Origin of the sequence: Terrimonas ferruginea DSM 30193 (assembly GCF_000425585.1) — a bacterium.
In the GTDB taxonomy this organism is placed as follows: domain Bacteria; phylum Bacteroidota; class Bacteroidia; order Chitinophagales; family Chitinophagaceae; genus Terrimonas; species Terrimonas ferruginea.
In genome coordinates this window covers 251,202-263,453 of sequence record NZ_AUDS01000009.1, presented here as the reverse complement: position 1 = coordinate 263,453, position 12,252 = coordinate 251,202, and the positions used below count along the sequence as shown (strand labels likewise).

General features: G+C 49.4%; 9 protein-coding genes. 7 read left to right on the top strand and 2 right to left on the bottom strand.

The window, feature by feature from the left end:
• Positions 1-131: 131 nt before the first annotated feature.
• Positions 132-1,196 carry a sensor histidine kinase gene (locus H608_RS23345; protein WP_051267955.1) on the top strand — a complete coding sequence of 355 codons (1,065 nt, stop codon included), beginning with the start codon at positions 132-134 and terminating at the stop codon, positions 1,194-1,196.
• Positions 1,183-1,905: a LytR/AlgR family response regulator transcription factor gene (locus H608_RS0102615; RefSeq protein WP_028786310.1), complete on the top strand. Its 723-nt coding sequence runs from the start codon at positions 1,183-1,185 to the stop codon at positions 1,903-1,905. The genes H608_RS23345 and H608_RS0102615 overlap by 14 nt, the downstream gene beginning before the upstream one ends.
• Before the next feature lie 78 nt (positions 1,906-1,983).
• On the opposite strand, the gene H608_RS0102610 is transcribed toward H608_RS0102615, so the two are convergent.
• Complete coding sequence (locus H608_RS0102610) at positions 1,984-3,456, bottom strand: RagB/SusD family nutrient uptake outer membrane protein (RefSeq protein ID WP_028786309.1); 1,473 nt, start codon at positions 3,454-3,456, stop codon at positions 1,984-1,986.
• Positions 3,457-3,471: 15 nt separating this feature from the next.
• Entirely contained in the window at positions 3,472-6,540 is a 3,069-nt protein-coding gene (locus H608_RS0102605; RefSeq protein WP_155990020.1) for a SusC/RagA family TonB-linked outer membrane protein, read from the bottom strand.
• Between the two features lie 460 nt (positions 6,541-7,000).
• Between H608_RS0102605 and H608_RS0102600 the strand changes: the two genes are divergently transcribed.
• From H608_RS0102600 to H608_RS0102580, 5 genes are all read left to right on the top strand, one after another.
• A complete protein-coding gene (locus H608_RS0102600; RefSeq protein WP_028786307.1) occupies positions 7,001-8,269 on the top strand; it encodes a dihydroorotase in 1,269 nt (422 codons plus the stop codon).
• A complete protein-coding gene (locus H608_RS0102595; RefSeq protein ID WP_028786306.1) occupies positions 8,266-8,760 on the top strand; it encodes a DUF4199 family protein in 495 nt (164 codons plus the stop codon). The genes H608_RS0102600 and H608_RS0102595 overlap by 4 nt, the downstream gene beginning before the upstream one ends.
• A gap of 3 nt (positions 8,761-8,763) precedes the next feature.
• Positions 8,764-9,705, top strand: a complete 942-nt coding sequence (locus H608_RS0102590) for a glycosyltransferase family 2 protein (RefSeq protein ID WP_028786305.1) — start codon at positions 8,764-8,766, stop codon at positions 9,703-9,705.
• Between the two features lie 10 nt (positions 9,706-9,715).
• Complete coding sequence (locus H608_RS0102585) at positions 9,716-10,870, top strand: glycosyltransferase (protein ID WP_028786304.1); 1,155 nt, start codon at positions 9,716-9,718, stop codon at positions 10,868-10,870.
• A 123-nt stretch (positions 10,871-10,993) separates the two neighbouring features.
• A complete protein-coding gene (locus H608_RS0102580; protein WP_038006839.1) occupies positions 10,994-12,022 on the top strand; it encodes a GHMP family kinase ATP-binding protein in 1,029 nt (342 codons plus the stop codon).
• The last annotated feature ends 230 nt before the right edge of the window (positions 12,023-12,252 follow it).

The window sequence follows — 12,252 nt, the reverse complement described above, 5'->3', positions numbered from 1 at the left end:
CGTCTTTTGCCAGGCACCTTTAAGCATTTTTTAAATGCCTATGATATGCTTTTAAGTGTATTTCATTGACACTTCCCGGCCGTTGGTGTTCTTTTTTGTCTGACGCTGGTTTTTATCCGATTTTTAAACATATGAACCGCGTACTGCTGCATATCGGCTTCTGGCTGGGTTACCTTTTCTTTTGTATTCTCATCGAATATATCTGGGTAACAGCATCCCTTCCCGATATGCCGAAGAGCTGGATCTGGAGAAATGTTGCCCTTATACCGCTCGGAAGCTCTACACCGGAGATCCTTTTTTCCTATTTCATGATGTATGTGGGTTTGCCCAGGCTCATGAGCCGGAAAGACAACCAGGTGCTGAATATCCTTTATGTGGCGGTGGTTTTTATTGCCGCCGTGCTGGCCGTCAGGGTCATCGTCCATTACCTGCTGGGTCATGTGGCTTATGATAAACTCCTGGCAGAAAAAAACCACCTTTTCGATACATCGCAGATCTTCCGCGGTATTATTTTCATGGGCTTCGCTTCCGGCGTGGCCCTATCGATCAAATCGCTGCGCCTGCAGATAGCAGCAAGAGAGCGGGAAAAAAACCTGATCAGGGAAAAACTAAGCACCGAGTTGCGCTACCTGCGGCACCAGCTTCACCCGCATTTCCTTTTTAATACGTTGAACAATATTTACGCGCTTACGCGTAAAAAATCAGACCTCGCGCCGGGCGCAGTGATGAAGTTATCAGAGCTCCTTCATTTCATGTTGTACGAGTCCAAGAACGATCGCGTTAGCATCCGGTACGAAATGAGTTTTTTGCAGGATTATATGGCGCTTGAAAAAATAAGGTACAGCGACCGCCTGAAAATTTCTTTTGAAGAGTCGATCAGGGATCCCGATAAAATGATCGGTTCGCTGCTGCTGCTGCCTTTGGTGGAAAACGCTTTTAAACACGGAGCAAGCGAAACACGTTTCGATTCTTTTATCCGTATCCGCGTGCAACAGGAGGACGAGGATTTTTCTTTTGTAATTGAAAACTCTTTCGAACCCTCCGACCGGCCGGGCAGCGATGCCAGCATCGGTCTTCCCAATATCCGCCGGCAACTCGAATTACTCTACTCCAATCATCGCCTCGAAGTAAGCCAAACCAATAATATCTACTCCGTCAATCTTTACTTAAAACTGGACACTTATGGAAAAAATTAGCTGCATGATCGTAGAGGATGAACCTCTTGCCGCAGAAATTTTACAGGACTATATCAGTCAGATTCCCTTCCTCGAACTCAACTGCCTTTGCAATGATGCTTTATTTGCTCTGGAAAAATTACAAACGTATAATATCGACCTGCTGTTTCTCGACATCCATCTGCCGCGTTTGCGCGGGCTTGATTTTCTGCGCACCATTAAATCACCTCCGAAAGTTATCATCACTACCGCCTACAGGGAATATGCGATCGACGGATACGAACTGAATGTAGTGGATTACCTGCTGAAACCAATCAGCTTCAGCCGTTTCCTCACGGCCGTCAACAAAGTAAAGGAACGCGCACAAAGTGATCCGCTGGCGATTTTGCAAAAACAATCTTTGTCACCCGAAAGAGCGCACCTGCTTATCAATGTAAACAAGAAACGTATCAAAGTTTTCTTCGATGATATTCTTTATATCGAAAGCAAAAAAGAGTACATCAACATCGTTACCGCCGACCGTTCTTTCCTTACCAAGTTTCAGCTTACCGAAATCGAACAACAACTGGATAAACGTTTTTTCCTGCGCATTCACCGCTCCTTCATTGTCGCGCGCGAAAAGATCAACGCATTCAGCGCATCGGAAGTGGAGATAAGCGGACAAACCATTCCTATTGGCAGAAGTTACAAAGAGCTCGTTTTATCTGTCCTGGATCAGCAGGTAAGATAAACAGGAAGGCCGGTATGGAAATACCGGCCGATCCAAACCGCTTGAGCACGGTATCGTTCATGAGAAAACGCTACTTCATTAATAACCCGGATTTTGCTCCAGCACTCCTCCGCTCTTGTCCACTTCTGCCTGCGGAATCGGCCAGATGCTTTTGTTGGCACCGAAAGCCTGCGCAGGTAACAGCGATACTCCGTCGTTATCATATTTGTTTTGCACGGTTCCTTTCACGCGCATGATGTCCCACAGGCGGTGGCCTTCAAAGGCCAGCTCGATACGCCGCTCACCAAGGATCGCGGCTACCAGCGCTGCTTTTGTGGGAAATGTGGCCACTGTATAGGCAGGCGCACTTACACGTGCCCTGTCTCTTACAAGATTCAGTTTGGTGACCGCATCTGCATCTACTACAGTGGCCGCCTGCGCCGCAGCTTCTGCATAGGTCAGCAGTACTTCAGCATAGCGGATCACGGGCGCCCAGTCTGCACGGGTAGCCACATCAGGATATTTGGTAGTAAAAGTGAAAGCCGTATTAGGCGCAGGTCCGGCGGCAAGCATCTGCGTGCGGCGGCGGTCGTCTGCTGCGAAATAGGTGTTGGTTGCTGCATTGGTAAACGATCTTGACACCGCGAGGTCCGCGCGGCCATTGCCCGCGTAGTGCTGAGGAAGCGCCGCATTGGTATTCGGGTTGTCGTTTACGTTGTTGGGAATACTCCAGACCGTTTCAGTGGTCTGATAGTTACCCGGCCCGAAAGCACCGTTTGGCGCAGGGCGAAGTGCGTAGGTACCAAATTCGCCGTCAATTACGCGTTTGGCTGCATCACGCGCACCGGTGTAATCTGCTCTGTACAAATGAACACGCGCAAGCAAAGATGCAGCCGCGGCGCGTGTGGCACGTGTCTTGGTCGCATACGTGCTGGCATAGGCCTGCGGGAGGTCGCGTATGGCCTGTGTAAGATCGGAAATGATCAGGTCATACACCTGCTTCACTGTCGAACGCGGCTGGTTGGCTTCGGGGCTGCTGCTGGAAAAACTTTTAGTAATAATAGGAATTCCCTTATGCGAAGCATCTGCCGTAAACACATAAGGCTGCGCAAAAAAGTTCACCAGGTAAAAATTACTCACCGCGCGAACGAACCGGCATTCCGCGGTCAGTTCGGTCGCTTTTTGTGTGGTCAGCAGGGAAGCATTGGCTGCAATTCCTTCCGCCACCCTGTTGGAAGTGACGATAGCATCGTAGCCTGCCGTCCATACCGCAGCAGGAATGCCGTTGTTGGACAACATATTGAAACGTGCCGCGTCACCGAAGAACACACCTTTATCGAAAACATCTTCACCCTGCAGATCGACGTATAACAATGCACGGCCTGATAAAAAACCGGCGTTTTGCAAGGCGTTGTAAGCACCTAACACCGCATTCTCTATTTTTTGAGCGGAAGAAAATGCGAGATCATTAGACAGCCGGTCATTCGGAACTACATCATCTGTTACTTTTTTCTGGCAGGCTGTTCCGGTCAATACAACCAATACTGCCAGACTATAGAATATTTTTTTCATACTTTGTTTTTTACATTAAAAGCCTACGTTAACACCTGCCGTAATTGTGCGCGGCAGATAAGGACGGAACGAATCGATGCCAAGTCCGATATTCACGTTTCCGTTTGCATTTGCTTCAGGGTCCATGCCTTTATAACCCGTGAAGGTGTACAGGTTTTGCGCCTGCACATATATGCGTAATCTGCTGATCGAAATTTTAGATAACAAGTGCGCCGGCAGACTGTACCCCAACTGGAGATTACGGATGCGTACAAAGTCAGCCTTCTCCAACCAGCGGGTTGATGTTTGCCACCACTGGTTGTCACCCCATACCAGACGTGGTACATCGGTCTGATCACCGGGCTTGCTCCACTCATTGAGGAGTTCGTCACTCTTGTTGCGCGAAGTGGTGGTGACCATCAGGTTCTGCAAAGTGTTGTTGTACAGGTAAGCGCCCAATGAATACTGCAGGTCGATCGACAGATCGAATTGTTTGTAGCGCAGGTTCTGTGTAAGACCTCCCAGGAATTTGGGATAAGGTGTTTTGTCGTTGTGCACCACGCGATCTGCTGCTGTGATGGCAGTCGTAACGGAACCATCATCCACTTTGGTCCAGCGGCTGGCCGCAGGTTGAAGATGATCGTATTGTTTGCGCACGCCGTCTTTGTCGTAGAACATCGGCAAACCATTGGAAGGATTTACCCCGGCCCAACGGATCAGGAAGAACGCACTCATGTTATAACCAGGACGTACGATGCTGTTGCCACCGAAGATGTCGCCGTTATTGCTGTTGGTAGAAATCACTTTCGAGCGGTTCCATGCTCCGTTGAAGTTGATATCCCAGTTGAAATCTTTTTTGCTGATCACCGGCATGTTAATACCGATTTCAAAACCGCTGTTGCTGAGTTGTCCCACGTTCTCGATGATCGAGTTGCCGGGAAAACCTAAAGTAGCCAGTACAGGGTTGGCAAGGATCAGGTCTTTTGATTTTTTATTGTAATAATCCAGCACGATCTGGATATTTTTTCCCACCGTCATATCGATACCGATATCGAACTGACCGGTTTTTTCCCAGCGAAGAGAACTGTTACCGGGGTTGCTGAGATTCAGTGAGGGAATATCTGCGTATTGCGTAGGAGCAAAAGTTGCCAGCGAAGGGAAATCGCCGATATTGGAATTACCCGTGAGGCCATAACTTGCCCGCAGCTTCATATCGGAGATAGCCGATACTGATTGCATAAATCCTTCCTGTGATATACGCCATGCGAGGGCGGCAGAAGGGAAATAACCCCAGCGGTTGTCGCGGCCGAACCCTGAATAAGCATCACCCCTCACGTTAATGGTAGCAATGTATTTTCTTTTGAAAGAGTAGTTGATACCACCGAAGTAAGAAGCAAGTCCGTTATTAACAGTGTTATAATTCTGTGCGCCTACAGAAGCAAAGTTGGCTGCATCGATCTGGCGGAACAAAGAGTCGAAGATGGTAGTACCGAAGGCATAAGCGCCATAACCTCTTCTGCGCGTGTATTCACTACCCGCCAGCACATTGATGTCGTGATCACCAAATTTCGCTATGTAGTTAAGTGTGTTGGTCCAGCTCCATACATAGGTTCTGTTGTTCACCGTCTGCGCAAGACCTGCGAGGCCTGAACCGTCGCCAACAAGTTTGTCCCAGTATTGATCGGTATTGCCGAATAATTGGTCGACATTGAACTGTGATTTGAACTTCAAACCTTTGAACAGCCTGGCTTCACCATAAAGGCTGCCGATCAGGCGTTGCGTCTGGCGTGTATCATAGTTCAGGTTTTGTACGGCAACAGGGTTGGGTGTATTATTGAAAACCGTATTGCCACCTGCTCCGAGGTAGTAGCCGCCATTAGCTGCATACACGGGTATGTTGGGGTAGGCGGTCAGTGGTCCGAAAGGTACCCCGCTTAATCCGCCACCGGTGCCGCTGCCCAAGCCATACGAAGTGGTTTGAGAGTATTGCATCGTCATGCCGGTCTCCAGCCAGTTGGTGGCTTTTGTGGTGAGGTTGATACGGCCCGACATACGTTTCTGGCGATTCACGATGATGTAGTTCTGAAAATCGTTGTACGCGGCTGAGGCATAAAACGTGGTTTTAGCCGTGCCGCCGCTGATACCTACCTGGTGGCTTTGTGTAAGGCCGTTGCGGTATACTTCATCCTGCCAGTCAGTGCTGACGGGATCGATGGTGCCATCGCCATTGAAATCTGCATAAGCCGCTGCGGGAGTCTGACCTGCGGCAGCGCGCATTTTATTAATGACCGTGTTGTATTGATCGCCATTCAGTACCGTAAGGCGACGTGAGGCCGTGTTGACGCCTACATAACCGTCATAGGTTATACGGGCGGCACCTGCCTGGCCTTTACGTGTGCTGATGAGGATAACACCGGCTGAAGCACGGCTGCCGTAGATGGCGGCGGCCGAAGCATCTTTGAGTACCTCCACACTTTCAATATCGTTGGGATTGATGTCGGCGAGGGTGTTGACGGGGTTGTAAAGCTGACCGTCATTTCCCTGTGTGATGGGCACACCATCGATGATGATCAACGGCTGGCTGCCGGAAGAAATAGACGCGGCACCACGTACACGGATAATCACGTTGTCGCCTACCAACCCGGAAGAAGTGTTTACCTGCACACCTGCAGCTTTACCGGTCAATGCCTGATCAAAACTCATCACCGGGCGGTTGGCAATTTCCTTACCGCCCACTTTGGCAACGGATCCGGTCAGGTTCACACGGGCTATCTGCTGATAACCGACTACTACCACTTCGTCGAGACCGGCATCCTGTTGCAGCAATTTTACAGCAAAAAAATCCTGGCTGTTCAACGCTATTTCTTTTTCTCCGTAACCGAGTGATGATATGACCAGCGTTTTTATTTTATCATCCACCATAAGCCGGAACATTCCCGTGGAGTCGGTGACTGTTCCGGAAGAGCTTCCTTTTGCGCGTACAGACGAACCAGGAAGCGGCTCGTCTTTTTCGTTCGTGACCCTTCCGCTTATTTGGCGGGACTGGGCCAGCAGCGTGCACCAGCCTGTCAAAAGCAGGGCACACAAAAGACTGATTTTCCTCATAATTTTGGTTTTGGGGTTAGTTTCCCGGCTGTGCCGGAGTTGTTTAGCCGCTGAAATTAACCGGCGGGAAAATCGGCTGACAGGCAAATCAACCTACTACCATTGCCGTATGCCGGAAAGAGCGAAAAGGCCCAGGCACGGCGTTGGGTGGCCGATGAGCGACCTGCGCTGATTGTTTACCGTCATTCGTTTTTCGGGAGAGAGTGAATCGTCAATGGTCATCCCGAAGCCTCGGGAGTGAATGGTGAATCGTGAATAGGGCTGTTCTACTTATAACTTATTACTTAATACTTACGGCCGAAGCTTCGGCCCGAAGTACCGGGCGGCTGTTTTACCTTACACCCTATACCTTACTCCTCACACCTCCGTACAGGCTGTTTACCTAAAACTTATTACTTGTAACCTAATACCTCTCCCACGCAGGCTTTTTTTCCAAAACAACCGTTAACTTTGCCGCTTAATGAAAATACTTGTCAAGCAGGCGAAAATTGTAGATCCTTCCTCTCCTTTCAACGGGCAAACCGTCCCGGTTTTCATTGAAAATGGTATTATTCGGCAAATCGGCAACGATGCGGTGTCCGCAGATCAGGTAATTGACCTGCCGGGACTGCATCTTTCGCCCGGATGGACAGATCTTTTTGCCCAATTCGGCGATCCCGGCCTTGAATACAAGGAAACCATCGAATCAGGTGCGGCCGCTGCCGCGGCCGGAGGTTTTACCGATGTAGTGGTAATCCCGAATACCAAACCCGTTGTGCACAACAAAGCCGCGGTAGAATACCTCGTGCAGAAATCGCGGTCTCTTCCCGTAAATGTGCATCCGATGGGTGCCGTTACCCGCGAAGCGGAAGGACGCGAACTGGCGGAGATGTACGATATGCGCGCCAGCGGAGCCATCGTATTCGGAGATGGATTACACCCGATACAGTCTGCCGGACTGCTGGTGAAAGCCCTTCAATACATAAAAGCATTCGACGGCCTGCTGATCCAGGTACCGGAAGACCGCAGCATCAACCCGCACGGCCTGATGAATGAAGGCATCGTATCCACCAGGCTCGGACTGCCCGGCAAACCGGTACTGGCCGAAGAACTTATTGTGGCGCGCGACATTGAACTGGCCGCTTATGCCGGTTCACGTTTACACTTCACAGGCATATCAGCCGGCGTATCGCTCGAGCTGATCCGCAAGGCACGCGCCAAAGGCAATACGCTGATCAGTTGCTCCGTAACGCCCGCACATCTTTTCTTTTCCGATGAAGACCTGCAGGAATACGATACCAACCTGAAAGTAAATCCACCTTTCCGCACGCCCGCCGACCGTAAAGCCTTGCAGCAGGCCATCACCGATGGTACAATCGATACGATTGCCAGCCATCACCTGCCGCATGAATATGACAGTAAAGTAGTGGAATTCGAATATGCCAAATCCGGCATGACCAGCCTCGAAACCGTATACGCAGTATTGCGGACTGCCTTACCCGGAGTAAGCCAGGAAAAATGGGTGGAACTGCTGTCTGTCAATCCGGCAAAGCTGATCGGATTACCCGCAAAAACAATCCGCGAAGGCGAACCCGCATCACTCACGCTTTTCCAACCCGATGTACAATGGACGGTAGGAACGGCATCGCTTCGTTCGCGCTCACGTAATACACCCTTCCTCGGCCGGACTCTCACAGGCAAAGTGGCCGGAATTATTCACAAAAACCAGGTTGTACTGAATCAGGCATGAGATCAATTAAACTTACACCGCTGGTGATAGGCCTTATTACGGCCGCTGCAATGATACTTCTGAGTATCCTGGTTTTCTATTACGCACCCGCCAATTCGCCGCTTGCCTATCTTATCTATGCACTGTATGGAGGGGGAATAATGTGGACATTGTTTAACTACAAGGCATCTGCAGATTATCAGCCCGCCTTCGGCACCCTGTTCAACCAGGGATTCCGATGTTTCATCGTCGTTACGATAGCGATGATCTTTTTCTTTGCCATCAACTCGAAAATGCACCCTGAATTTGCAGACGAAGCCGCCGTGGCCACACGGGAGTACCTTCAGCAAAACAATAAAGATATGACGCCCGCGCAGATTGAAGAAAGCGTGGAGAATACCCGCAAGGGTTATACCACCGGCGTGGTATACGGTGCGATTTTCAGTTATTTGATATTTGGTGTTATATTCACCGTTACAGGTTCAGGTATTATTTTAATCAGGAGACGTTAACACATGGATCTTTCCCTTGTCATACCACTTTTAAACGAAGAAGAATCATTACCCGAGCTCACCGCCTGGATTGAGCGGGTAATGGATGAACATCATTATACCTACGAAATTATTTTCGTTGACGACGGCAGCACGGACAATTCCTGGGAAGTAATCCAGCAACTCCGCGCACGCAACCCGCATGTCAAGGGAATCAAATTCCAACGCAACTACGGCAAATCCGCCGGTCTCAATGAAGGCTTCAAAGCCGCTCAGGGAGAGGTAATCATTACCATGGATGCGGATCTGCAGGATAGTCCGGATGAAATTCCTGAACTGCGCCGGATGATATTGGAGGACAATCTCGACCTGGTAAGCGGATGGAAAAAGAAGCGTTATGACAACAGGCTTACCAAAAACCTTCCCAGCAAACTCTTTAATGCGGCAGCCCGCCGCATGAGCGGAATAAAACTGCACGATTTCAACTGCGGCCTCAAAGCCTACCGCAAAAAACTGGTTAAGAGCATCGAGGTATATGGTGAAATGCACCGGTATGTGCCGGTGCTGGCCAAATGGTCGGGCTTTCGCCGTATCGGTGAAAAGGTAGTGGAACACCGCGCAAGAAAATACGGGGTGAGCAAATTCGGATGGAACCGTTTTATCAATGGATTCCTCGATCTGCTGTCGATCTTTTTCATTGGCAAATTCGGCAAGCGCCCGATGCACTTCTTTGGTTTGTGGGGCACGATCTTTTTCCTGATCGGTCTCGGCTTTGCGCTTTACCTGGTTATATCCAAACTGATCGAACCGGAGTTTGGCATCACCAACCGACCCGGATTTTATATATCGCTTACCGCAGTGATTCTCGGCGTACAGCTATTCCTGGCAGGATTTCTGGGAGAACTGGTGACACGAAATTCCGCGTCGCGCAATTTCTACCTGATCGAAGAAAAAGCGGGCATATAAAATCCTCTTTATGGCGAAAGTTGTGATCATAGGTCCTGCGCATCCGTTGCGGGGCGGACTGGCTACTTTTAATCAACGGCTGGCCCGTGCATTCAACGATGCCGGTCATTCCTGTTCTATTTATTCCTTTTCTCTTCAATACCCGTCTTTTATTTTTCCGGGAAAGACGCAATACACCGACGAACCTGCACCCGAAGGAATAGATATTCATACCGTCATCAATTCGGTAAATCCACTGAACTGGCTCAAAATCGGCCGTCGACTCCGCCGCGAACGCCCGGATCTGATTCTGGTACGTTTCTGGCTACCGTTGATGGGGCCTGCATTGGGAACGATATTGCGCCAGGTAAAAAAAAATAAACATACCTGCATCATTTGTCTCGCAGACAATGTCATCCCTCATGAAAAAAGGCCCGGAGATGGTCCGTTCACCCGTTACTTCCTCCGCAGTTGCGATGCTTTTATCACCATGAGTGAAAAAGTAATGCAGGATCTGCGGTTGTTTGAAAAGACCAAACCGGCAAAGCTCGTTGCGCATCCACTGTACGATAACTTCGGCGAAGCAGTGGACAAGCAGCAGGCCCGTCAGCATCTGGGTTTACCTCCGGTGAAAAAGCTGTTGTTGTTCTTTGGCTTCATCCGTGCCTATAAAGGGCTCGATCTGCTGCTCGATGCGGTCAGCGTTCTTCGTCAGCGAAATGCCGCTTATGCATCCGATATGCGTTTGCTGATTGCCGGTGAATTTTATGAAGACGAACAAAAATACCAGCAGCAAATCGATAAACTCGGTATAAAAGATATGCTGATTCTTCGTACGGATTTTATTCCCGACAGCGAAGTGCGGTATTACCTGTGTGCGGCAGACGTGCTGATCCAACCCTACCGTAATGCCACGCAAAGCGGCGTTACACCCCTGGCTTATCATTTCGATAAACCTATGGTGGTAACCAACGTGGGCGGACTGCCTGCACTGGTGCCACACGGTGTGTCAGGGTTAGTGACCGAACCCACACCCGAATCGATCGCCGACGGAATAGAAGCCTATTTTGAATTGGGAGAAGCACACTTCATTCCCAATCTGCAAAAAGAAAAACAGCGCTACAGTTGGGAACAACTGGTAGAAACTATACAGGAACTGGGCCGCGAGGTAAGGCATAAGGTGTAGGGTTTAAGGTGTAAGGCATAGGGTAATAGGTTTTAGGTAACGGCCTTTCTATTGACGATTGACGATTCACTATTCACCATTCACTATTGACCATTGACGATTCACCATTCACGATTGACGAATATGAGTACAATCTACAGGAGCAAAGCTCCCCTGCGGATAGGGCTGGCCGGCGGCGGCACCGATGTAAGCCCTTACAGCGATCTCTACGGAGGCGCCATTCTCAATGCTACTTTATCCCTCTATGCACACGCGAGCATTGAAATAATCGACAAACCCGAAATCCATTTTACAGCCGTTGACCGCAACGAACATCAGCAGCACATAACAGGAAGCGAGTGTGCTACCGATGGCTATCTTGATCTGCTGAAAGGTGTATATAACCGTATCCGCCGCGACTATGGCATGCCCGATACAGGTTTTCATTTATCAACTTTTGTCGATGCACCTGCGGGTTCCGGCCTTGGCACTTCTTCAACACTTGTTGTGGCCATCATTGGTGCATTTGCCGAAATGCTCAAGCTGCCCCTGGGTGAATACGATATCGCTCACTATGCTTATGAAATCGAACGCCGCGACCTCAATCTCGCCGGTGGTAAACAAGACCAATATGCGGCCACATTCGGCGGTGTGAACTTCATGGAATTTTATGAGAACGACCGCGTGATCGTCAACCCGCTGCGCATCAAACAGCGCTATCTTTTTGAACTCGAAAACAATCTCCTCCTCTACTATACTTCCACCAGCCGCGAATCCGCCCGGATCATCGAGCAACAAAGCAAAAATGTGGTAAACAAACAGGGCAAATCGATCGAGGCTATGCATCAGTTGAAAGAACAGGCGCAACGTATGAAAGAAGCTTTGCTGCGCGGCCGCCTGCACGAAATCGGTGAGATTCTTGATTTCGGTTTCCAGCAAAAACGCAACATGGCAGAAGGCATTTCCAACAGCCTGATGGAAGAAATTTATGAAACGGCCAAAGCAGCCGGTGCCACAGGAGGAAAAATATCCGGTGCCGGCGGTGGTGGCTTCATGATCTTTTATTGCCCCGGCACAACCAAGCATAATGTAATCCGCAGCCTGGAACGTTTCGGTGGCAAAACCCGCCGTTACCAGTTTGTAGAACACGGACTAACCACATGGTCGTTGTAATTCAAAAGCCAAAAGTGAATGGTGAATAGTGAATAGTGAATGGTCAATAGTGAATAAGTCAATTGGTGAATGAGCGAATTATCCATAGTTACACCTCCCACCGGCTGTTAACTTATTACTTAATACTTATAACTTAATACTCACGTCCGAAGTATCGGGCGGCTGTTCCACCTTACACCTTAAGCCTTAAACCTTAAACCTTTTACCTTCGTCTAAAACGTATAACTTTA